The organism is Paracoccus alkanivorans (assembly GCF_003697785.1).
GTDB classification, from domain to species: Bacteria; Pseudomonadota; Alphaproteobacteria; order Rhodobacterales; family Rhodobacteraceae; genus Paracoccus; species Paracoccus alkanivorans.
This window is the reverse complement of the sequence record NZ_QOKZ01000005.1, coordinates 259064-282197: the sequence shown is the minus strand read 5'-3', so window position 1 is coordinate 282197 and position 23134 is coordinate 259064. Positions and strand designations below refer to the sequence as shown.

The 23134-nt window shown below is 60.0% G+C and carries 19 protein-coding genes and 1 pseudogene; 6 read left to right on the top strand and 14 right to left on the bottom strand.

The features are described 5' to 3' along the window. Positions 1-461: 461 nt before the first annotated feature. Positions 462-707, top strand: coding sequence for a helix-turn-helix domain-containing protein (locus C9E81_RS14690; protein ID WP_122113104.1), 246 nt, complete (start codon positions 462-464; stop codon positions 705-707). Then, positions 707-1999 carry a type II toxin-antitoxin system HipA family toxin gene (locus tag C9E81_RS14685; protein ID WP_122113103.1) on the top strand — a complete coding sequence of 431 codons (1293 nt, stop codon included), beginning with the start codon at positions 707-709 and terminating at the stop codon, positions 1997-1999. Before C9E81_RS14690 ends, C9E81_RS14685 begins: the two co-directional genes overlap by 1 nt. A gap of 850 nt (positions 2000-2849) precedes the next feature. Here the strand turns inward: C9E81_RS14685 and C9E81_RS14675 are convergent. The 8 genes from C9E81_RS14675 to C9E81_RS14640 form a co-directional block, all read right to left on the bottom strand. Continuing rightward, positions 2850-3674, bottom strand: a complete 825-nt coding sequence (locus C9E81_RS14675; RefSeq protein WP_122113102.1) for a sugar phosphate isomerase/epimerase family protein — start codon at positions 3672-3674, stop codon at positions 2850-2852. Between the two features lie 11 nt (positions 3675-3685). After that, entirely contained in the window at positions 3686-4360 is a 675-nt protein-coding gene (locus tag C9E81_RS14670; RefSeq protein ID WP_122113101.1) for an HAD family hydrolase, read from the bottom strand. Then, the gene (locus C9E81_RS14665) at positions 4357-5121 is read right to left on the bottom strand and encodes a glycerophosphodiester phosphodiesterase family protein (RefSeq protein WP_122113100.1); all 765 of its coding nucleotides are present in this window, start codon (positions 5119-5121) and stop codon (positions 4357-4359) included. The genes C9E81_RS14670 and C9E81_RS14665 overlap by 4 nt, the downstream gene beginning before the upstream one ends. 16 nt (positions 5122-5137) lie before the next feature. After that, entirely contained in the window at positions 5138-6019 is an 882-nt protein-coding gene (locus tag C9E81_RS14660; protein ID WP_122113099.1) for an ABC transporter permease, read from the bottom strand. Positions 6020-6030: 11 nt separating this feature from the next. After that, positions 6031-6960 (bottom strand): ABC transporter permease, encoded by a 930-nt coding sequence (locus C9E81_RS14655; protein ID WP_122113098.1) that lies wholly within the window; start codon positions 6958-6960, stop codon positions 6031-6033. A 7-nt stretch (positions 6961-6967) separates the two neighbouring features. After that, positions 6968-7948 carry an ABC transporter ATP-binding protein gene (locus tag C9E81_RS14650; RefSeq protein WP_122113097.1) on the bottom strand — a complete coding sequence of 327 codons (981 nt, stop codon included), beginning with the start codon at positions 7946-7948 and terminating at the stop codon, positions 6968-6970. Then, positions 7948-8937, bottom strand: a complete 990-nt coding sequence (locus C9E81_RS14645) for an ABC transporter ATP-binding protein (protein ID WP_122113096.1) — start codon at positions 8935-8937, stop codon at positions 7948-7950. The genes C9E81_RS14650 and C9E81_RS14645 overlap by 1 nt, the downstream gene beginning before the upstream one ends. 69 nt (positions 8938-9006) lie before the next feature. Beyond that, complete coding sequence (locus C9E81_RS14640) at positions 9007-10641, bottom strand: ABC transporter substrate-binding protein (RefSeq protein WP_122113095.1); 1635 nt, start codon at positions 10639-10641, stop codon at positions 9007-9009. A gap of 532 nt (positions 10642-11173) precedes the next feature. Here C9E81_RS14640 and C9E81_RS14635 point away from each other — a divergent pair. Further along, positions 11174-11456, top strand: a pseudogene (locus C9E81_RS14635) (transposase); the annotation flags it as partial. Positions 11457-11504: 48 nt separating this feature from the next. Beyond that, on the top strand, positions 11505-11684 hold the full coding sequence (locus C9E81_RS22920) for a hypothetical protein (RefSeq protein ID WP_166461909.1): 180 nt from the start codon (positions 11505-11507) through the stop codon (positions 11682-11684). 530 nt (positions 11685-12214) lie between these two features. Here C9E81_RS22920 and C9E81_RS14625 read toward each other — a convergent pair. After that, positions 12215-14215 carry a DUF4139 domain-containing protein gene (locus tag C9E81_RS14625; RefSeq protein ID WP_166461923.1) on the bottom strand — a complete coding sequence of 667 codons (2001 nt, stop codon included), beginning with the start codon at positions 14213-14215 and terminating at the stop codon, positions 12215-12217. 538 nt (positions 14216-14753) lie between these two features. On the opposite strand from C9E81_RS14625, the gene C9E81_RS14620 reads away from it, so the two are divergent. Both C9E81_RS14620 and C9E81_RS14615 read left to right on the top strand, forming a co-directional pair. Continuing rightward, the gene (locus C9E81_RS14620; RefSeq protein WP_147457602.1) at positions 14754-15485 is read left to right on the top strand and encodes a hypothetical protein; all 732 of its coding nucleotides are present in this window, start codon (positions 14754-14756) and stop codon (positions 15483-15485) included. A 30-nt stretch (positions 15486-15515) separates the two neighbouring features. Continuing rightward, on the top strand, positions 15516-16364 hold the full coding sequence (locus C9E81_RS14615; RefSeq protein ID WP_147457601.1) for a hypothetical protein: 849 nt from the start codon (positions 15516-15518) through the stop codon (positions 16362-16364). A gap of 172 nt (positions 16365-16536) precedes the next feature. Here the strand turns inward: C9E81_RS14615 and kce are convergent, their stop codons facing one another. From kce to C9E81_RS14590, 5 genes are read right to left on the bottom strand one after another with little or no spacing between them, the layout of a single operon-like run. Then, complete coding sequence (gene kce, locus C9E81_RS14610) at positions 16537-17469, bottom strand: 3,5-dioxohexanoate:acetyl-CoA acetone transferase (protein ID WP_122113090.1); 933 nt, start codon at positions 17467-17469, stop codon at positions 16537-16539. Continuing rightward, on the bottom strand, positions 17469-18377 hold the full coding sequence (locus C9E81_RS14605) for a 3-hydroxyacyl-CoA dehydrogenase (RefSeq protein WP_122113089.1): 909 nt from the start codon (positions 18375-18377) through the stop codon (positions 17469-17471). The genes kce and C9E81_RS14605 overlap by 1 nt, the downstream gene beginning before the upstream one ends. 10 nt (positions 18378-18387) lie before the next feature. Further along, positions 18388-20910: a branched-chain amino acid ABC transporter ATP-binding protein/permease gene (locus C9E81_RS14600; protein WP_122113088.1), complete on the bottom strand. Its 2523-nt coding sequence runs from the start codon at positions 20908-20910 to the stop codon at positions 18388-18390. 4 nt (positions 20911-20914) lie between these two features. After that, positions 20915-21793: a branched-chain amino acid ABC transporter permease gene (locus C9E81_RS14595; protein WP_122113087.1), complete on the bottom strand. Its 879-nt coding sequence runs from the start codon at positions 21791-21793 to the stop codon at positions 20915-20917. A 56-nt stretch (positions 21794-21849) separates the two neighbouring features. Continuing rightward, on the bottom strand, positions 21850-23103 hold the full coding sequence (locus tag C9E81_RS14590) for an ABC transporter substrate-binding protein (RefSeq protein ID WP_122113086.1): 1254 nt from the start codon (positions 23101-23103) through the stop codon (positions 21850-21852). Between the last annotated feature and the right edge of the window lie 31 nt (positions 23104-23134).

Here is a 23134-nt window from a genome sequence, read left to right as displayed (position 1 = left end):
CGAGTATATCCGGATCATTTCAGGTGGGCACGATCTGGCCGTGAATCCCGAGAGGGTTCGCAGGCTCAGGGTCTTGTTGGACGAAACTTGCTGACTCGGGGGGTGAACTTGGAATAATGGTCGCCCGAGGTCAGAACTCGGGCGATACGCTCTGGAAAGTTGTAGCCTGTGGGTGGTGGGATCACAGGGACCGAGGGACCGGATAATCGCCCGCTATGCGCCCGGCAAAAAACGATTGGGTGTTTCCGGTGCCCATTGATACGAAACTCGGATAGGGCTCCGGCACCGGACAGCGTGCAGTCTAGCCATTCCTCCTTTTCCGATTGCCGGGCTGACCTTGAGCGCGTTCCTGTGCGTCAGTGGGTTAGACACAGTAAATTTACGCCGTAGAGTAAAATACAAAAATTTACGTTGAAGCGTAATTCAAATTATTTTACGCTATGGCGTAAAGGAGGCATGTCGTGGATCTTACAGCAAGAACTGCCGAACAGATTGGTGAAGCGATCCGCCGTGCCCGCAAGGCGCGCGGCTGGACTCAGAGCGATATCAGCGCACGCACCAATTTGCGCGTGGCGACGATATCGTCGCTGGAAAACGGCGACGCGGGCACGAAACTGGCAACCGTTTTGGCAGTGATGGCTGCGCTCGGACTGGAATTCCGGTTGGTCGAACGCGGCGGCTCAGTTGAGATTGAGGACATCTTCTGATGGCGAAGCGTGGGCGCGGCGGCATGATGCAGGTGCTTTTGAACGGGCGGCTCGTGGGGCAATTGCGCCTGGCCAGGTCCGGCGCGATCAGCTTCACCTACGATCCGAACTGGCTCGCCTGGCAGCATGCGATGCCGATCTCGCTCTCGTTGCCTCTGCGCGAAGAAGCGTATCACGGCGGGCCGGTCATCGCCTATCTGGAAAATCTGCTGCCCGACAATCAGGCGATCCGTGAGCGTGTCGCAGCCAAGGTGCGGGCAGAGGGCACCGATGCCTGGCACATCCTCGAAAAGATCGGCCGCGATTGCGTGGGCGCACTGCAATTCGTTTCCGGAGAGGTGCCGGAAGCACCGGCCCTGCAAGGAGAACCGGTAGATGACGTGCAAATCGCCGCTATGCTGCGCAACCTGGCGAGCGCTCCATTGGGGCTGGATGCGGAAGGTGATTTTCGCATCTCTATCGCCGGGGCGCAGGAAAAGACCGCATTGCTGCGTTACGATGGGAAATGGTTACGTCCTACCGGTCTGACGCCAACCACCCATATCCTCAAGACGCAGATCGGCGAATTGCCGAGCGGTATCAATCTCTCCGACAGTGTCGAGAATGAGTATTTCTGCATGAGTTTCTGCCGCAAAATGGGAGCAGAAGTCGCCGAGGTCGAGATAGCGGATTTCGAGGACGTGCGCAGTCTCGTCGTGACGCGCTTTGACCGGCAATGGACCGGGGCAGGGCGGTTGATCCGTCTTCCCCAGGAGGACTTCTGCCAGGCGCTTGGAATTGCTCCAAGTCAAAAATACCAGACGGACGGTGGACCGGGATTTTCCGACGGAATCGCCTTGCTGGAAGGCAGCGATACCCCTGAACTGGATCGGCGGGCGCTCTTTCGTGCGCAGGCACTGTTTTGGCTTTTGGGAGCGACCGACGGTCATGCGAAGAATTTCAGCATCGCGTTGCGTCCCGGCGGTTTTCGCATGACGCCCCTTTACGATGTGCTCAGTGCGCAGAAGGCAGTTGATGACGGGCAGATCCGTCAGAACCGGATGCGCCTCGCGATGACGATAGATGGTCATTATCAGGTCAACGAAATCGTGCCACGCCACTTCCTGCAAGCGGCGAGGGCGGCGGGTTTCGGGGTGGCACTGGCAGAAGAGGTGCTGAAAGACATCGCCGCTCGGATCGATGCTGCATTGGCGGACACTATGGCAACTCTACCCGCAGGTTTCCCGACCGACTTGGCAGAGAGTATCGCTAACGGAATTCGAACTCGCGCTGCGGGGATTGCACTTGGATAGAGCAGGTTAAGCGCCTCAGAATCTGCCAATGCTTTTGCTAATGAAGGTGCTAATGTGCGAAAAATAAAATTGTTTTATAACAATATATTAATATTATTCCGCGGTCATGGTGACGGACTCTCGCTCCGCCACTTTCCCTCGTGAAAGGCGTCTCCTGATCCGGGGGCGACCCGATTTTCTTGTTATTTTTGAGGATTACGCGGGAGGGGGCGAGCACAGGCCCAGGCTCTTGGGGGCACGGAAGCACTCTTTCAGCGCCGATATTCTTCGGACCTGTTGCCTGGGCAGATTTAGTGAATTTCTTGTATCTAACAGGAAATACGTCGATTATTAAAAAAGACGTAGCTGGGTAGTTCGGCGCGAGTGGCGCTTGAATAAAAGAACGGAGATCGAACTCTCGGCGTGAAAGAGCTTCTGTGCATTCCCGCCGGTCTCGATCGAAAGGCTTCGCGGTTGCGTTGTAACGAAGATCAAACCCTGTAGCTTCACGCTGCGCGTTGATGTATTCATCCACCTTCTCCCCAGCGTCTCGATATCGTCTATCCATTCATCTCTTATTGGGTCTAGTAGCGAGCCGAATAGATCAAACGGTCTCGCACGCGCTCGTCTGCAGGACGTCATGTGACGGTTGACGTGGTTGCGGCAATGAGCAGGGCAAGATGTCTATCAGTCGCCGAGACAGTGCACCGCATGCGGCTGCGCCGCCGTAGAATAGAGAAGGCAAGCCGTGGAAAGAGGCACAGTGCCGTTCAACGATGCTCCCGAGAATATTGCTATTCCAATCCTACCTTGCTGCGGAAGCATCAATCCGTGAGCACCGCGATAAGGACCGGTAGAGGGTCCACGGTGTTCAACGTGCCAGACCGTTCTCCTCCAGCCACTTGGCCGATGGCAGGATTCCCGATTTGTCCCGCAACTCGAGGATCAGGCGTGGCTGCGAAGTCAGCTCACCCAATGCGCGGAACACACCGTGCCAGCAGATATTGCCTTCACCGATGCTCCAGTGGCGGTCGGCATAGCCGTCGGCATCCTGCAAATGGATATGCTGCAGCGTGTTGCCGGCACGGCGCACATAATAGTCAACCGGCGGCGCGCCGGTCGAGCCATGGGCGTAATGCGCATGCCCCGTGTCGATCGAAACCGCCATGGCCTTAGAGGCGAAGGTTTCGACCAGAATGCGGCGAATGTCGGGGTCCTTGTCCGCGATGTTCTCGACCACCATGGTCACGCCAATTTCCTCGGCACGCTTGACGGTCGCATCCAGGGTTTGGTGCGTATAATCGAGAATCATCTGGTAAGCCGAACCATCCGGCGCGTTGTCGAGATTGTTGTAATCCCAGGTGCTGTAAGGCGAATGGATGACCATCTGCGTCGCACCCAGATATTCGCAAACTTCAAGACCCTGCAGCATGCGCCGGGTGACGACCTTGCGAATTTCGGCGTCGGCACTCGCAACGGTCAGCCCCCAGAATGGACCATGGATGCCCAGACGACCGGTATAACCCGCCAGCAACGATCTTGCGTGGTCGGCGGTTGGTTTCCAATCGGCGTCGAGTGCGCCGGTGACGCAGAAATCCTGTAACTCGAGGTCGCGGTTCTCGGACAGGATGAAATCCTGCAGAGTTTCGAGTTCGCTTACGGCCATTGCAGCGCCAAGGAGGGGAAGGGCGTTCATTTAGCTTACTTTCATGCAGCAAAGGGAAGGGAAAGGCGGGTGAGAAGTGCGTGGAATTCGGCCATGCCGTGAACGACATGATCCGCACCAGCCGCACGCAGGATATATTCGCGATTCGGACGATGATCGGAGGGGCCGACGAAGCCCACCGCAAGACAGCCCGCTTCGCACGCGCAGCGGATGCCGTGGGTATTGTCGTCGATGAAGATCGCCTGATCGGGGCTGATGCCCAATTCGCGGCAGGCATGCAGCGCCATGTCGGGCGCAGGCTTGGGACGTTCGACATCGTCGGCCGACCAGATATGACGCCCGAAACACGCGGCCAGGGCTGTGCGCATGATCGACAGTTCCAGCCTGCGCCTGAGCGAGTTAGAACAGACCGCCATTGGAACATCGAAGTCGCGGAGGACCACTTCGATCCCTTCGATGAGGGGAATTTCGCGCTCGAACATCTCGAACAGAATTCGATCGCCTTCGGCAAATATCCTTTCAGGATCGAGCCCCGCCTTCGTCAACCAGTCACGACTGTCGGCGGCGGCGCTGCCTGAAAAGATCGCTGTCGCCCGGGCTTGGGTCATCGGACAGCCGGCGGCGGTGATCGCTGCGGCAAGCGCGCCGCAGGCCAGAGGCTCGCTGTCGATCAGCACGCCATCGCAATCGAACAGGATCGCACGGAAATTGCTCATGCCGCACCTGCCGATTGGTGCATCAGCGATTTCAGCAGAACCGGATCGTCAGAGACGAGAAACCCCGGACCCAGGTCAATCCAGCGACGCATGAGTTCAGGCGTATTGATCGTCCAGACCGAGCAGCCCGAAAACGGACGCAGGGCACGGATCACATCCAGCTCGGCCTCGAACAACTCGTGATGAATGCCGACGATATCAACCAGCCCCTCGGCCTCGCGCAGAAGGGCGGCGATGCCGCCGTGACGCGCAGCCCAGCCGTGATTGACCGAGATCAGCCGGCGCATCTCGGGGGCGATATTGCGGACCTCGCGCACCACATCGATGTCAAAGCTATGCAGTGCTGCGCGATGAGTCAGACCAGCCTTAAGGATGGCATCGGCCGCTTGTTCCGCAAGGCCCGTATAGGGACGATCTTCAACGTCGGATTTCAGTTCCACCCATACTTCGATCACGGGATCGGTTGCCAGCAGCGCCAGAACCTCGTCCAGCGTGGGTGGGCATTCGTCGATCAGTTCGCCGTCGGGGCCTTTCAGGCGCAGTGCGCGGCGGGCCTCCGGTGTCAGGGCGCGGACGGGCCCGTGACCGTCGGTCGTACGCTCAAGCGTGGCGTCATGGATCACCACCAACTCGCCCGCATCGGTCAGGTGCACGTCGAATTCGACGGCATCAAAACCGTGCTTCAGGGTTTCACGAAAGCCAAAGAGCGAGTTTTCGGCCCAGAGATTGCGCGCGCCACGGTGCGCCATGATACGTGTCATTACAGAACTTTCCGGTTCAGCGGATGGTTGGGTCCAGGCGATCACGCAACCAGTCACCCAGCAACGAGATCGAGAGAGTGGTCAGCACGATAACCACCGACGGTGCGAGCATGATCCAGGGTGCCCGCGTCAGATATTCGCGTCCGAAGCCGACCATGTTCCCCAGCGATGTCTGTGGCGGCTGCACGCCGAGGCCGAGGAAGCTGAGACCGGATTCCATCAGGATGATCTCGGGGAAGGTCAGCGTCATCGACACGATAAGCGTCGAGGCGACATTGGGCAGGATATGGCGCAGGTAGACGCGCGAGGGCTTGGCGCCCAATTGCACCACTGCCCCCGCATATCCCTGCGCTGAAGCCGAGATCGCAAGGCCGCGGGCAATGCGGGCATAGCGTTCCCAACCGTAAAAGCCCATCAGACCGACTAGCAGCACCATCGAAGTGCCGAAAAAGGCAAGCACCGCCAAGGACATGATCATGAAGGGCAAGGCTGCCTGAAAATCCGCCAAAGCCATCACCAGGTTCTCGACCCAGCCACGGAATTGCGCGGCCAGAAAGCCCAGGGTCGTGCCGAACACGGCAGAGATGATCGTCGCACCGAATGCGATCACAAGCGAAACCCTGATCGACTGGATCAGGCGGGACAACACATCGCGCCCAAGATCGTCGGTGCCAAGCCAGTATCCCGGCGTGCCCATCGGCGCCATGCGTTGTGTGAGGCTCATCGCAGTTATCTCGTGGGGGCGCAGGAGATCGGCGAAGATGGCAGTCAGCACCATTGCGGCAAGCCATCCGACCGCGCACCAGATTACCAGTGGCATGCTGGTGCGCAGGCGTCTGACCATTCCGGCCTTGACCGGGGAAGTGCCTGTTCCTTCGGGGAGGGTCGTATCCGTCATGGGGCCATTCCTCAATGTGCGGAGCGCTTCGAGCGGAGGCGGGGATCAAGCAGCCCGTAGGCGATATCGACCAGCAAATTCGCGGCAACCATCGAACTTGCGATCACCAGCAGCAGGCATTGCACTACGGCCAGATCGCGGTTGGCGACCGAAGATACGATCAGCCGTCCCACGCCGGGCCAGGAAAAGATACTTTCGACCACGGCGGCACCGGCGATCAGCGCACCCACCATGAAGCCCACCAATGTCACGATCGGAACCGAGGCATTGGGCAGCGCATGCTTCCAGACGACATCGCGCCAGCTGAGCCCCTTGGCCATGGCCGTGCGGATATAGGGCTGGCCCAAGACCTCGATCATGGCCGAACGCGAGAAGCGTGCCATGATGCCAATGCCTCCGACCGAGAGCGTAACGATCGGCAGGATAGCATGTTGCCAGCTGTCCTGCCCGCCAGAGGGGAGCCAACCAAGCTGCACCGAAAAGATCAGAACCAGCACCAGGGCAAGCACGAAAGAGGGAATCGTGAAGCCGAAGATCGACAGCGTGATCACGCCCCGATCGGCGATCGATTCACGGTGAAGAGCGGCATAGACACCTGCCGGTATGCCGATGCCAAGCTTGAGTATCATCGCCGGCAGCGTGATCGCCAATGTTGCGGGGATACGTTCCAGCACAATGTCCAGTGCCGGCATCTGATCGCGCATCGAGATGCCGAAATCAAAGGTAAAAATTTGCGCGATATAGGCAAGATACTGTTTCCACAACGGATCATCGAGACCCCAGCGAGCGCGGAAGGCGTCGATCGCATCCTGCGGTGCATCCGGTCCCAGCAGGATCGTCGCCGGATCTCCGGACAGGCGCATCACGATGAAGGCAAAGCTCATGACCATCACCAGGGTCATCACCGCTCTTGCCATTCGGGAAAGGATAAAGTTCAGCATGGGGTCCTCAGGCAGCAGTGGCCGGGATTATGGCGCGCTGTTTCAGGCAGGCGGTCAAGCGTCCACGATGGCCCGAAAGTTCGGGGATTTCGCCTGCGCATGCGGCATCGGCGATAGCGCAGCGCGGATGGAAGGCGCAGCCTGGTGGACGCATGGCCGGATTCGGAGGTTCGCCCTGCAGGATGATGCGATCCGTGAGCCCTCGCCCCGCCTTGGGTATCGAAGAGACCAGTGCCCGGGTATAGGGATGGCGCGGATCGCCGAAGACTTCGCCCGATGGACCTTCCTCGACCACGCGCCCCAGATACATCACCGCAACGCGATTGCAGATATTATGTACAACCTTCAGGTCGTGGCTGATGAAAACCATGGTCAGGCCCTCTTGCTCCTGCAGATCGCGCAGCAGGTTCACGACCTGCGCCTGGATCGAGACATCGAGTGCCGAAACCGGCTCGTCGCAGACCAGGAATTTCGGACGCATTGCAAGCGCGCGAGAGATCACGACGCGTTGACGCTGGCCGCCGGAAAGCTCGTGCGGGTAGCGGTCGGCCTGATCAGGACGCAGGCCGACTCTTGCCATCAACTCGGCCACGCGCTCGGCGGCCTCGGCACCCTTCATCAGGCCGTGGATCTCCAGCGGCTCGGCGATCTGAGCCGCGATGGTCATGCGGCGGTCGAGGGCGGCGAGGGGATCCTGGAAGATCAGTTGCATTTGGGCACGCAGCCTGCGCCACATATCCGTTCGAGGGGCGGGCATCGGCTGGCCCCGCCAACGAACCTCGCCGGCAAAAGGCGTTTCGAGGCCCAGAAGCATTCGGCCAAGCGTCGATTTCCCGGAACCGGATTCACCCACTATGCCAAGTATCTCGCCCTCGCGGACGGCAAGATCGACCCCATCCACAGCGCGCATCGAAGGGGGTTTTCCGAAGAGCGACCTGCCCGTCGCATATTGTTGCACAAGGCCGCGGGCTTCAAGAATGGGCGTCATCAGACCAGTTCCTCGCGTCGCGTCAGGGTTTCCGTCTTGTATCTGCCTGCGGGATGGAAGCAGGCCAGAAGTCCGCTATCTGGCTGCCGTTTCAACTCGGGTTGGTCGGTGGTGCAGAAATCCGTGGCGTGCGTGCAGCGTGGGGCAAAGGCACAGCCTGTAGGCAGGTATTTTGGATCGGGAACTGTACCTTTGATGGGTTGCAAACGTGCACGCGTGACATCGAGCTCGGGGATCGCGTCGAGAAGACCAACCGTGTAAGGGTGGCGCGGTGCAGCAAACAGTGCGGTGATCTCATTGGATTCCACGATCTTGCCCGCATACATCACTGCCGCGCGGTCGCAGACGGCAGAGACCGCGCCGAGGTCGTGGCTGATGAAAACCATCGCCATGCCGGTCTCGCGCCGGATGGTGGAGAGGAGATCGAGAATTTGGGCCTGAATGGTCGCGTCAAGCGCGGTCGTCGGCTCATCGGCGATCAGCAGATCGGGCTGACCCGCAAGCGCCATGGCAATCATGATACGCTGGCACTGGCCGCCGGAAAATTCGTGGGGGTAGAGATCGACGCGGGTCTCGGCCGAGGGAATGCCGACCATATTCATCAGGCGGATGGCCTCGGTACGTGCCATGGCCCCCTTGAGGCCGCGATGCAGCCGCAAGCTTTCCATGATCTGTTTGCCTACCCGCTGGACGGGGTTCAGAGAGGATGAAGGGTCCTGAAAGATCATCGCAATGCGAGCGCCTCGCACTTTCTCGATCTCGGGGCCGGGGGCGCCGATCAATTCTTGCCCGTCGATCCTGACAGAACCGGATATCCGCGCCTTCGCGGGCAGCAAGCTGAGAGCCGCAAGCCATGTCACCGATTTTCCGCAACCGCTTTCGCCGACAAGGCCCACGGCCTCGCCGCGGCCGATATCGAGGCCGATGCCGTGTAGCACCTGAACACCGTCAAACGAGACCTTCAGGTCCCGTATGGAGACAAACGCCATGCGTTGTCCTCCTGCATTTCCTGATGCGTGGTCGGGGCAGGCCTCGTGGCCTGCCCACGATGAAAATCGTCAGATGTGCCAATTCCCGGCGCGAAAATCCATCGCGAAGGCAGGCGCCGCTTTCCACTTGAGTTCCGATTTCATGCCGGTGAAGACCGCATTCTGATGAAGGAGCGTGTAAACCGGGTCCTCGCGCTCGGCGATTTCCAGCATGCGGGCATAAGCCTTCTTGCGGGTCGCATGGTCGGTTGAGGTTTCAAGGACGACAGACAATTTGTTCAGTTCTTCGTTCGTCCATTCCTTGTACTGCTGCGACTGACCGTTCGGACCGAACTGGGTAACCATCGGGGTAATCGGATCGTTGATATTGTTCGAAGCCGACCAGTCGCGGACCCCGCGCTCGCCTTGACCGGCGAAGATCTGGTCCCAGTTTTCCTTCATCTGGATCTCGATGTTCAGACCCGCCTGCTGCCACATCTCGGTCAGAACCTGCCCGGTGGCGGTCTGGTTGGTGTAATAGTTGTTCAGCAGGAAGTAGGGGATTGCGTCGCCTTTATAGTTCGCCTGTTTCAGCAGGTCGCGCGCAAGTTCCGGGTTGTATTCGGGAACGGTCCAACCGTCGATGAACATGTCCGAAGCCGCATAGCTTTCGAACTGGATACCCGCTGGGATCTTGGTCTGGCCTGCCCACAAGGCATCAACGATGGCCTGGCGGTCGATCGCATGGGTCATGGCGCGGCGCACCAGCGGATTCGCCACGATCTCGTTTTGGGTGTTGAAGACCGAGATGCGGTGGTTCCAGATGGTCGAGGACTGGACCTCGAGCCCCGGCGCCTCCTGGACAGTCGGAATCTGGTCGGGCGGCAAATCGCAGGCAAAGTCATATTCGCCCGACAGCAGGCCGTTCACCCGGCTGGCGACTTCGGGAACCTCGACAAAGCGGATGCTTTGGAGCGGCGGGCGGCCACCCCAGTATTCGTCATGGGCAACCAGGACCAACGAGACTTCGGGGCGGTATTCCTCGACCTTGTAAGGGCCGGTGGTGATTGGCTGGCGCGCCCAGTCGGCATAGGTCGCCGCCTCGTCCCAGGCGCGCTTCGAGGTGATTTGCGAGCCATAGGCATAAAGACGGCCCTCAAGCGTCACGTCCGGCGTGGCGTTGTGGAAACGCACGGTGTATTTGTCGACAGCCTCGACCCCGCGCAGGGCCGGCCACAGGCGACGGCCCACCCCGGGCACGCTCGCCGGAAGTTCCTTGGCGGATTGCGGCTTGAAGTTTTCCGCATAGAGCGTCTTGCCCCCGACGGGTTCGGTCCCCGCAAAAACGCGCTCGTCCGAGAAGGAGAAAACCACATCCTCGGCAGTCATCTCGTCGCCATTGTGGAACTTGACACCCTGGCGCAGCTTCAACTCGATCGTCTGGTCATCGAGGCGTTTCCATTCGGTCGCGAGCGCCGGGACAGGTCCCTGATTGCCCATCCAGTCGCGATCGATCAGACCTTCCCACAAGTTCGGAAAGAAGGCACGCTCACCGACATTCGATTGTTCGTACCAGATGTCCAGAGTGTTGTTGTTAGTGATCTTTTGCACTGAAATCGTGATCGAACGGCGGGCTCCTTGGGCTCTCAGGCGGTATGGCAGGATCAGAGAACCGGCAGCGGCGGCTCCAATGAGGCCCAGGGTGCGGCGGCGGTTGATAAGCATGACATCCCCATCTTCTGTATGATCCGAATGAAACTGGATCGGACGGGGGGCTGATCTACCTGCAAGGTAACATGAGCGTGTCGCTGCATTAAACTTTCGGTGACATGATGGTTGCTCGCTACCGGATTTGTGATCGCAGGGTGGGTCTTCCCATGAATATGGGCGGACTCCGGGCGTTTGCCACAATTGCTCTGATCATGCCTCAGCAAAGCGAAAGCAGCCGTTCAGTGACTGAAACACCCGACCAATGTTGCTGCGGCCTCAACTACGGGCGGCAATGCGCAGGAAGCGGCAGATACAAACAATCAAACTATCCGAGCTGCTCTGGCGAACGGCGATGCCTCCGCAAATCCTCGATGAACTGCGTAAGTAAGCGTTTCATCCGTTCAACCGGATCTCCCTCGGGCTGCCATTCCGGGAAATGCCCATCCACGAGTATGCGGGCCATCCTCCAACTAGGCTCAGGAGCCATTAATTTGCCTGCGGGGGTTCTGCTCGCATGTTTCACGCTCTCCAGCTGATGGAGGCATTGATGAGCAATCTTTTCTGGCTGACCGATGCGCAGATGGAGCGGCTGCAGCCTTTCTTTCCGAAGGATCATGGCAAGCCGGGGGTCGATGATCGGCGCGTTCTGAGCCGGATAATCTTCATCAACCGCAATGGCTTGCGGTGATGCGATGCGCCGGCCGAATATGCTCCACCGAAGGCGCTCCGCAACCGTTGGAAGCGCTGGAGCGAGATGGGCGTGTTCGCCAGGAACTCCGAGGGGCTGGCTGCGGAGGCCGCGGCTCAGAAGACGATCATGATCGATGTGAGCAGGCGAACGCCATGCGTTCGAGTGAGCCTGCGCAGCCGGATAAATCATGGTGGTGCCGTTCGCCATCCGGCTCGGACCGGTGGCGCCGGAATGGCTCACCATCAATGAACACCAGCCGGTGCGGCTCTTCGCGTATCCGGGGCTGGCGCAAGGCGATCCACTCGCGCTGCTTGCGCTTCACGTCAGCGCGCCTACATTTGCTGGCCATCAGCGATTTTTTATATGAGAACTCCGGCGCCTTTCAGCAGGCGCGAGATCGAGGACTGATGCGTTCGGTGCCGGCGGTCCGCCTCCAGCGTTTCGGCCAGTTCACGCAGGGTGATGTCGGGGCGAGCTTCCACCAGCCTGATGAGGTAATCCCGGAATATCGCTAGCGGCCCGGAGCCCGGTGGCTGCCCTGCTGCGAAGGCTCAGACGGCCCCGTTTCCCGGACCCTCTGATCCAGCTTGATCGCGAAACTCGGACTGATCTCGAACCGCACCGCCGCATCCCGTCGTGTGGTCGGCCTCGATATGCTTCAGCACCCGTTCTCTGGGATCGGAAGAATACGCTTTGCCCATGTGATCCACCTCCGAATACGGTGAATCGCAAAACGCCGCCCACGAAAAGCGTCATGATTCCAAGTTCGCGCAAAACGCTCTAGCCGGAAATTGTGCGACACCCGATCTGAAAACGGCGAGCAGCGTGACGGCGGTTCCTGGAATCAGCCGTCACCGTGGGTGATACCGTCTGGCGCGTAGCTCTGTTTTTCTTCAATCACAGGCTGCGGATGAAGTCCGTGACCTTACGATGGCGTTCCCTGAGCGTTGTTTCTGCGGTGCTCAGCCGTTCGCTGAGCTCGCCAATCGCGTTCTCTTCCTCTTCGAGCATCCTGAGGTAGCGCTGCCCAAGGGAACTGTCGGGCGGAACCGAACCGAGGTTCTCCCGGATCCGGGCCTGGTTTTCGGATGCGTGCTCTATGTTGCGCCGGATTTCCTCGACTGCGTTGCGGCTTTCCGCTTCCTGCCGCTTGAGTTTTGCCAGATTGTCGAGCTTCGCGGCAGTCTCGGGATTGGTGGCCATGCCAGACCAGTGGATCACCATATCCGCATTCGTGTCGAGCAGGGCATAGACCTCGCTCTCGCGTCTTTCGGAAACAGCAGTCACCCTGGCTGATCCGCCAGCGGGAATTTCTGCCCGCAACCGGTGATGGGTCGGCGTGTCGCTGTCCAATGCTTCGGATGAAAATTGCCAGCCTTCATCGCGGGGATGTTCAATGATGACGGTGCGCGCCGCATCCGGTGCGCCGTCGATCGAATAGGTGGTGACCCGGCGCGAAAACCGTGTCGCGCGAAGATTGCCATCTACAATGGTGACCTGCTCGACCGAGTCCTGCGATTGGGTTTCGGCCGTGACCTGGACTTTCCGGTCGGCGGCGAAACTCGCCATTCGGCTCTCGCCCGCCGGCAGCCCGGTAAGCTGGGCATCCCCTACATAGCCATCCGCCTCGTCATAGACAGTCAGAAGTCCCGGCGGCAGGCTGGTTCCCGTATCGTTTTCAAGGAACAATGCCGCGATGGGATGGGTTTCGCCGCGCTCGGGCTGAAAAAGCGAGATCCGCTCGGCCGGGATTTCCTTGTCGATGAATGCCATGGACACCGTCCGACCTGCCGGCAGGTCGATTGCCGATGGAAGGCGATATGTTGCCGTCGTCAGCCCCTCCTGCGCAACTGCCGTATTATCCGGTGCGGCGGGTTCGAAATAGGCCATGTCCGCCGCCTCCATCGCCGGTTCGGCCATGGGGGCCGGTGCCACCGAGCGCCTGATCAGCGATTGTCCGCCGCCACCGCTGCCACCGGCAGTGGTCTTGGCCCCGAAGCTGTCCGGGCGCGGCGGTGTCGTCGTGCCGGCTGTCACCGGTATTTCGGGGCGGTCATGCCAGTATCTCTGATGCAGATGCTGTGCCAGCGTCACGGGGGCGCCCGAGGACAGCGTCAGTGAAACATCATCCCAATCCTCGCCCGTCGCATTCTCGACCACCGCCCATGCCTGAAGCCGCGCGGCTCCCTCCGAACCGGTCACCAGGCGGTAGGCCGTTTTCCATATGGGGGCGGGGGCGAGATAGGTCAGCCCGATCTCCCGGCTGCCCTCGCCCGCAAGCTCGATCGCGACGGTCCGGATATCGTCCGTGCGACCCCGGCCACTGACCTCGGCCGCTTCGCGCAGCTTGTCGCGCATATTCCTATCGAGGATGGAGAGGTTGGCGTCCGTTCCAAGGGGCAAGACCTCGATCTCGCCACTGTCCGCGAGGACGGACAGGACATGTTCCTGGCGCGGCATGTCGCCCTGCAAGATATCGTGGCTACCGACTCCCAATACCGCACCTTCTATCGTCCGGCCGCCCGAGGATGCGCGAACGCGGATCCCCTGCAGAGAAGCTGCGAGGCTTGGCAGGGAACCCATTTGCTCTGGGCTGAATGGCAGGCGGCGGAAGGTTTCCTCGACAGGCGAAAGACCGTCCAGCGTCACAGCACCGACCCGCCCGGAAGGATCATGGATGACGAGGGTTTTCAGGAAGTCATCAGCATGCCCAAGGGGAATATCGATGCTCAGGCTGGTGGAGCCGTCTATCGCAGCACTGCGATGAATCTCGGCCAGCCCGCCGGATGACAGGGTAACGGCATCGATCCGGCTCGTGCTGGCGCCCTGCTGGGCAAAAGAGGATATCGAACCGGTCAGCAGGATGACAAGCGCAAGGCCGCCCCTGACCGTCGCCATCTCTCCGTTTGATCCAGAATGCGGCAAATACCTGTTCATAATGCTGTCCCGCGGTTGGCCGGTGAATTGAAGCATGGCGGGAGCGTTTGCTCAACCTCGATACCGTATCCGGGTTGCCGAAACCGGTGGTGCCTGGGCGCTTCCGGAGACACTCCCGCCCGGAGGGAGGCCGGTTCCGGTGGCTTCTCTTCGAACAGATGGATGGCTGTGCCTGCTGCTGCCATGCCTTGGTGGCGGATCACCGCCTGACCCAGGCCTGAACGGATCCGCCTGTTCAGGCCGGTACAAAAAGTGGTCCATTGTAACCAATTGTATTCATGACATAAATTTTCAAATTGGATTTGCGTGACGAGGCCCGTCTAGACATGGAGGAGCAAAAGTGGGGGAAAATACCCATTGCGGCGGACTACCGCGGCGTTTATGAGAGCCCGCAACTGCGAGCCGCGGCTGGCGCAATTTGTTTTTCTTTGAAGGCCAACCAATGTTGAACATTCACCTCGGCCCCCACAAGACGGCTACGACCTACTTGCAGAGTGTTATGAAGAACTCTGAATGGCTGCCTGGCTATCGTTACTTTGACATCTTCGAGTCGCGGCGCGAAGTGCTTTCCCAAGTGAGAGATTGCGCTGAAGGGGAGCTGCCTGCCTGCATGTCAGACAGCTCGCTTAATTACGTGTATTCCGATGAAAACCTCATCGGGGGTCCGCAAGGGCCACTGAACATGTATCCGCAAGCAGCATCCTCTCTGAAGTGGAGTAAGGGGCACAAGCCGAACCTGTTCTTTGCGCTTCGTCCATATCATGAAATCTATGTTTCGTCCTGGTTGGAATCCCTTCGGTTCTCTCCATTTTTCAAGTTCCGCGAGGGCCCGGCTGAGCGTGGTTATGTACAGGTTCTGGAAGAAATAGACTCGTATGTTGAGCCCGGTAACTTCACCTTGTGGATGTATTCCGACTTTCGCGGTCATCCGGAAGAGATTATCAACATGATCTCCGGGGGCGGGATCAAAAAGTTTGGGGAACACGATAGCGGAAGCGAGCGCCTGTCACCTACTCGGCAGGAAGTTGACCTATATACGAAAGTAGTTCCGTATGTGGGCAGAAAATTTCAGGCCGAGGTGTTCAATATAATTCGGAATTCGATGACCGTTAAATCGGAAGAGAAATTCCAACCATTCTCCGAATCGGATATTGACCGTTTGAAGGATAGGTTTCTTCGGGATGTAGAGATCATTCGTGATAAGTTTGGCATCTGGCAACCCGCTGATTGAATGTGTAATTAAATATACCGAGGGAAAGATTTGCCGGGCCAGCTGACAATTTGCTTTCCGATCGAGCGAGGGCCGCAGAGTTTGCATGCGCGAATTCTTGCGATGTCGGTTCGAAGATTTTTACCCGACACTGTAAAGATTGTCGCATTTAAGTTGCCTAATGGCTCCCCGTTATCCACCGAGACACTCTCTCTTTTCGAGTGGTTGGGCGTGGAGGTTAGGGAGTTTTTACCGAGATTGTATTACAGGCATCCCGAAACTATCTTCAAGCATGTCGATATAGCCTCATCTGAATTCAATTCGAAATTCGTGATGTTGCTGGATCCCAAGTGCATTCTTCTTAGCAGTTTCGATATTTCCGATCTCAGTAATCTCACGAATGGGTTTTCTGCACCATCAAGCTATCATAAGGATTTCGTTTCTGACGATATTTTGAGCGTAGCTTGGGAAAATATCGTCAAGCAAAAAAGAGATCCAAGCCTATCTTCCGCTAAGGAAGTTGGGAAGCAGTTTGATCCCTCCGTGATCATATTCGATACAAGCAGTCAGTTCTCTGATTTGTGGAAATCCTCCACAATAAGCGTGTATAACGCGCAATTAGGGCAAAAGGTAAAAGATATGGCGCCTAGGGTGGCGCTGCAAATGGTCATACGTTCGCTGCAGAACCGGTTTTCAATGGCGCCGCGAGGGTGGGGATTGCTTCCTCATCAGGAGAAAGATGCCATCTTGCTGAGATATGAAAGAATGAGCGCCATTCTCACGAAGCCCCGTGTCCGAGACTTGTTGATAGAGTTTGAAGAGGCCGCCGAAGATGCGGGATACTATCTTCTCAACGAACTGACACCCGGAGATATCCGTTTTTTTCAAACGCTGAAATAAGATTGACTCTGGGTTTCGGACTGACTTTTCTGTGCAGATCGTGAAGGGGAAACGTCCTGGTATCCAGGGTAAGGGTGTCAATAGGGCCGTTCTGGCCTGTCCAGCAGGGAGTTCAGGGGCGGAGAGACGAGAAATAATCGGTCGGTCACGCCCCCGCAGTTTCGCCACTGGGTCAGAACCCTACCTGATCGCCGCCTTTCAGCGCAAGAATCTCGCGTGCCTCGTCCGGCGTTGCGATTTCCAGCCCCAGACCCTCGATGATCTGGCGCGCCCGGGTTACCTGTTCGGCATTCGTGCGGGCCAGCCGACCGGGTCCGTTCCATAGCGAATCCTCCAGTCCCACCCGGACATGCCCGCCCATGGCGGCAGCCATGGCGGCAACGGCCATCTGGTTCTTGCCCGCGCCAAGGACCGACCAGCGGTAATTGTCACCGAACAGCCGGTCGGCGGTGCGCTTCATATGCATGACATCCTCGGGATGCGCACCGATTCCGCCCATCAGTCCGAAGACGGTCTGGATGAAGAGCGGCCCCTTGACCAACCCGGCATCGAAGAAATGCTTGAGGTTATACAGATGCGCGCTGTCATAGCACTCGAATTCGAAACGGGTGCCGTTTGCCCCCAATGTCGTCAGGATATGCTCGATATCGCCGAAGGTGTTGCGAAAGACGATGTCGCGATTGGCCAGATAGTCGCGTTCCCATTCATGCCTGAGCTTGCCTTCGAAGCGCGCCAGCATCGGGAACAGGCCGAAATTCATCGTGCCCATGTTCAGCGAGGCAACCTCGGGCTTCCATGTCGCGGCAGGCCGGACGCGTTCCTCGATGGACATGGTCGGAGCGCCGCCTGTGGTGATGTTCACCACGCAGTCCGAACGTTGCTTGATCACCCGCAGGAAAGGCTCGAAGGCTTCGGGAGTCTGGTCGGGGCGGCCGTCCTGCGGATTGCGGGCGTGCAGGTGGATGACGGCCGCGCCCGCCTCGGCCGCGCCGATGGCGGCTTCGGCGATCTCGGCAGGGGTGACCGGAAGATATTCCGACATCGACGGCGTGTGAATCGCACCGGTCACGGCGCAGGTGATGATCGTCTTGCGTGGCTTGGCCATCAGTTGTTCCTTTCGATACGGCTGCGCAGATGCCTGTCCAGCGCGGCCAGTTCCCGGTCGCGCCAATCCTGCCGGTTACGGATATCGGTGCCGGGGAAAGCCTCGGCAACGATCCTGCCGGCGTCTTCGGTGAATGCCTCGCCGCGCGCCGAACCATCGGTCAGGGCAGCAAGCATGGAACCATAGCGGCGCATGTAATCGGGCACGCCGCCCGGCGCGTTCAGAAGGATCGTCTCCAGCGGCCCCATGAACGCCCACCGGCGGCCCAGCCCGTGCCGCACCGTGTCGTCCAATCCTTCGACGCTGATCACGCCTTCAGAGACCAGCCGCAGGGATTCCGCGAGCAACACGGCCTGCAAGCGGTTCAGCACGAAGCCCTCGATCTCGCGGTTCAGCCGGGCGGGAACCTGTTCGACGCGGCGGAACAGTCCTTCCGCCCGGTCCATGACTTCGGGCGCGGTTCGGGGCGAGGGACAAAGCTCCACGATGGGAACCAGATGCGGCGGGTTCACCGGGTGGGCGACCAGGCAACGCCTCGCGCCTGCCAGCCCTTCGGACCAGGCCGAGGGCATCAAAGCCGAACTGGATGAGGCCAGAATAGCCTCGGGTCCGGCCAGCCGGTCGAGATCGGCAAACAGCGCGCGCTTGACCTCTAGCTTTTCGGGGCCGTTTTCCTGCACCCATTCAGCCCCGTCCAGCGCCTTGGCCAGAGTCGGAAAGGCGGTGACATGATTGGCGATGGCGGGATCGGCTCCGGCATCGCTGATCATCGCCGCGATATCGTCGGGCAGGTGCTCCAGCACCGCGGGATCGGCGTCCCAGACCCGAACCGACAATCCCGCCCGGGCGAAGACCACGGCCCATGATCTGCCGATAAGTCCGGCACCGACAATAGCGATTGCGGTCATCTTTTCTCCTTTACAACCACAGGACCTGACGGCGCAGATCCAGATCCTCTGCCAATGCCCGCGAGGGTCCCTCATGGAAGACCCGCCCCATTTCAAGGGCGACGGTGCGATCCGACAGGGCCAACGCAAGATCCAGGTTGTGATCGACGATCACGATGGACAGATATTCGCGCAACCGGTCGAAGCTGTGGAACAACTGTTCGACCACGGCGGGGGCCAGCCCCTCGAAAGGCTCGTCCAACAGCAGCACACGGGTATCGCCCGACAGCGCACGCGCCACCGCCGCCATCTGCTGCTCTCCGCCCGACAGGCGGTCGGCCTCGGTCTCCATACGTTCCCCCAAGCGCGGAAAGAACTCCAGGATCTGCTCGTCACTCCAATGGCTGCCCGCGCCGGTGCGCCGCCTGATCCGCCCCAGCTCCAGATTTTCGCGCACGGTCATTCCGGCGAACAGGCCGCGTCCCTGCGGCACATAACCAATCCCTGCCCGGGCGATGGCGGCTGAATCCAATCCGGCCAGTTCCTGCCCTTCCAGCCGGATCGAGCCGGAACTGACTGGAGCGATGCCGATCATGGATTTCAGCAGGGTCGATTTCCCGGCACCGTTGCGGCCCAGCAGGGCCAGGATCTCGCCCTTGCGGATATCGAAACTGGCATCGTGGAGAATATGGCTCTTGCCGTAATGGACATTGACCTTGTGCAGCGTGCAGACCGAAGCACCGACCTCGCCCGGATGGGCGCTTGCCGCAACCTCGGCAGTGCCCGAGCCAATATAGATCTCGCGCACCGCATCCGAGGCGCGGGCGTCGGCGACGGTGCCATCCAGTAGAACACTGCCTTCATTCATGACCGTCACATGATCGGCGAGGTTGAAGACCCGGTCGATATCATGTTCGACCAGCAGCACCGGGATATCGGCCGAGACCTGCTTGATCAGGTTGCCGACCCGCTCGCGTTCCGCGACCGACAGACCGGCCAGCGGCTCGTCCGCCAGCAGCACGCGCGGATGATTGGCCAGCGCCAATCCCAGATCCAGCAAACGCTGACCACCATAGGACAGCGAGCTTGCCTTGGCCCGCTCCATCCCGGCAAGCCCGACCCAGGCCAGGATCTGCCGTGCCTTGTCGTTGATCCGCTCAATGTCCCCGGCGCGCAGCCATGGATTCATGCGCGAGGGATCCCCGGCCTGTATGGCGAGCCGGATATTCTCTTCCACGCTCAGATCGGGGAACAGGCTGGTGATCTGGAATGACCGGCCCATGCCCATTTCCGCGATCCGCTCGGCGGGCAGGCCCGCGACCTGCTGCCCGGCCAGCGTGACATTGCCGCTATCGGGCGTCAGCATTCCGGTCAGCAGGTTGAAGGCGGTGGTCTTGCCGGCACCGTTCGGCCCGATCAGCGCGTGCAGGCTGCGGTCACGCACATCGATACCGACGCCGTCGACAGCCTTGAAAGCGCCGAAGGACTTGACGAGTTCCTGCGCCTTAAGCACCGATCCGTCGGAGTCGCCCCTTGCACGCAGCATTTCGGGCAGGGGCAGGGTTTCGACCCTCCGCTCGGCCATGGCGGCTTCGAGATCCGGTCCCGGGAACAGCCGGGCCGAGACTTGCCGGCCAATGCCGATCAGCCCGTCACGGGCGAACAATACGAAGCCGACGAATACCAGCCCGAACCAGAACAGCCAGTTCTGGGTATAGATCGAGAGGTATTCGCGGAACATGATGTAGAATAGCGCGCCCAATGCCGGGCCCAGAAAGCCCCGCATCCCGCCGATCACGGTCATGGCCAGCAACTCGCCCGAAAAGATGATCGACATCGGTTCGGCCGAGGTCAGCCGGTTCTTGTACAATAACAGCCCGCCCGCCAATGCGGTGACGCTGGCCGAAAGGACAAAGGCCGCCAGCTTGTAGCGCAGTGTGCTATAGCCCAGTGCAGTTGCGCGGGTTTCGTTTTCGCGGATCGCCTCCAGCACCCGTCCGAGCGGCGAGTTCACGAAGCGCCACATTGCCCCGATCACCAGCAGCGCGATAATCACGACAGCGATATAGAAGTAGAGATTATCATTGAGGTCGATACCCAGCAGAACCGGGCGCTCGACCCCGCCCAGCCCGTTCTCGCCGCCCGTCACCGAGGTCCAGCGGAAGGCGACGGTAAAGCCGAGCGCGGACAGCGCCAGCGTCATCAGCGAGAAATAGACTCCCCGCCGCCGCAGCATCAGCCAGCCGAACAGCAGGGCGACCACCGCCGTCAGCGCGACCGACAGGATCAGCGGCAGCACAAAGGCATGTCCGGGCAGGGCGAGGGCAATCAATGCCGCCGCATAGGCGCCGAATCCGAACCAGGCGCCATGACCGAAAGACACGAGCCCGGTATAGCCGGCCAGCAGGTTCAGCCCCATGCAGGCCAGCGCGAAGATGACGACTTCGGTGGCCGAGGTCGTGGTCAGCCCTACGGCCTGCATCAGCAGGGGCAGGACCACCGCGGCAGCCAGAGCGATCGTCAGGGGATGAAAAAGCGGATGTCTTGCTGGCATGAAATCACTCGAAGCGCAGGATTCGTTCGCCCATCAGCCCACGCGGACGCAGCAGCAGGACGAGGAACATCAGCAGGTAGATGGCGGCCAGCGACCAGGACGGCAGGTCGATCCCGATGACAAAGCCCTTGACCAGGCCGACCAGGATCGCGGCCAGGACGACACCCCAGAAGGACCCAAGCCCACCGATCACCACCACCACGAAGGCGGCGGTCAGCACTTCGGCTCCCATTGCGGGATGAACGGGAACGATCGGTGCCATCAGCACGCCTGCCAGACCGGCCAGCCCGATGGCGATCCCCGCCACCGCCGACAGATAGGGGCGCAGCGAGATACCCATGGCGCCGAGGATGTCCGGGTTCTGGATACCGGCCCGCACGATCCGGCCAAAGGCGGTCCGGTTCAGCAGCAGCCACAGCGCCGCCACCGCCAGGATCGCTACCGCGATCAGGAAAATCCGGTAACGCGAATAGATGAAATCGCCCATGAAAACCTGTCCGCGCAAGAGTTCGGGCATGTTGTAGGCAAGGGGCGCTGCTCCGAAACTCCATCGCAGGGCCTGTTCGATGATCATCGCCAGGCCGAAGGTCAGCAGTAGCGAATAAAGCGGATCGACCCTGTAGAACCGCGTGAACAGCAGCCTCTCGACGATCATGCCCAACCCGGCCACGATCAGCGGCACCAGGATGACCGCGCCGAAAAAGCCGGTATAGGGCGTCAGCGCGATGGCCAGATAGGCGCCGATGGCGAAAAAGGCGCCATGGGCGAGGTTGACGATCCCGCCGAGGGAAAAGATCAGCGACAGGCCGATGGCGATCAGAAGGTAGTAGAAGCCGTCCAGCAACCCGTTCAGAAGCTGGGACAGGAAAAGAAACAGGGTCATTCCGATGAAACTCCCTTGCGTGGGCCGGGGGCACGGCAACCGCGCCCCCGCAGGTGTCAGCCGGAAAAGCTGCAGCTGCCGCCGACCGCATCGGCGATCAGGGACTCCAGCGGCTGATCAGGCGCGGGCAGCGGCCCCGAGGTGGTGAAGATATCCCATTCGTTTTCCGCATCAGAGGCAGGCACGGCTGTGATGGCGTAGATCTCCTGCAGCAGCTGGTGGTTTTCGGGATTGAAATAGCCCTCGCGCGTTTTCATCATGTCGAATTTCGCGTCCGGACCTTCGAAATACTCGATGATCGCGGCGGCGTCGGTTCCCTTGGTCTCGCGGATGGCCTGCGCCAGGATCTGGATTGCCATGTAATCGCCCCAGGCCTGGTTTTCGGGCGGTTTGCCGTATTTGTCGGTGAAGGCTTTGGTGAAAGCCTGCGAGCGTTCCGTGTCGATCTGGTGGTTCCAGACGCAAGGCCAGGTGCCACGGAAGTTCTGCGCTCCGGCCGCCCATGCCATGGCTGTGTCGAAACCAAAGCCGCCAACCGGGAAGTCCAGCCCGAACTCGCCATATTGCTTGAAAAAGCTGGTGATCTGGGTGCCGGCGAGGTTCAGGGCGACCAGATCGGGCTCGGCGGCGCGAATTTTCAGCATGAAGGACGAGAAATCGGTCGCATCGGTCGGCACCAGATCCTCGCCCGCGATGCTGCCGCCATTGCGTTCAAGAAATGCTTTGGCTCCGGCCAGCAGGTCATGCCCAAAGGCGTAATCGGCTGTCAGGACATACCATTTCTTGCCCTCGACCAACCCGTTTTGCAGCAGGTGCTGGCCCTCGGCATTCACATACATGGCGTTCTGGGTTTCGACATGGAACATGTGCCGTTTGCAGTCGGCTCCGCGCAAGGCGTCCGAATTGGCCCCGGTATTCAGGAACAGCGTCTTGCCGCGCTCGACGGTCTGGGCAATGGTCAGTGCCGAGGCGGACGAGATCTCGCCCACGATGGCGGCGACCTTGTCGCGGTCGATCATTCGCTCGGCCTTGGTCGAGGCTGTCTGCGGATTGACGGAATCCTCCTTGATCAGTTGCAGTTCACGGCCATCGATCCCGCCCGCCGCGTTGATTTCCTCGGCCGCGAGATCGGCGGCCATCACCGCATATTCTCCAAGCGGTCCCAGGAAACCGGTGCGCGGGGTCAGGTGGCCGATGACGATCGGGCCATCCTGCGCCCGCAGGATAGATGGTGCCGCCAGCGTCCCCAAAGCGGCGGCACCCGTGGTGCGCAGGAACCCGCGGCGGTCGAAATTGGAACGGAGAGTCATCGAACATTCCTCCTCTGTTCGGTGTCGGATC